At 74.6% G+C, this 339-nt stretch carries 1 pseudogene; it reads right to left on the reverse strand.

From position 1 onward, the window contains the following. Nucleotides 1–339, reverse strand: a pseudogene (locus KMS84_RS39555) (polyketide synthase); the annotation flags it as partial.

Here is a 339-nt window from a genome sequence, read left to right on the forward strand (position 1 = left end):
GCGGCGCGGACGCCCGGTCTCGGGCCACTCCCGCGCCTCGGTCAGCAGCTCCACCGCGCCCGCCGACCAGTCCACCTCGGGGGTCGGCTCGTCCACGTGGAGCGTCTTGGGCAGCACCCGGTGCCGGAGCGCGAGGACCGCCTTGATGACGCCGGAGATGCCGGCCGCGGCCTGGGTGTGGCCGATGTTCGACTTCAGGGTGCCGAGCCACAGGGGCCGGTCGTCGTGTCGTTCCTGGCCGTAGGTGGCGAGGAGGGCCTCGGCCTCGATGGGGTCGCCGAGGGTGGTGCCGGTGCCGTGCGCCTCGACCAGGTCGACGTCGGCGAGGGTGAGTCCGGC

Origin of the sequence: Streptomyces hilarionis (assembly GCF_024539675.1) — a bacterium.
Taxonomy (GTDB): Bacteria; Actinomycetota; Actinomycetes; order Streptomycetales; family Streptomycetaceae; genus Streptomyces; species Streptomyces hilarionis.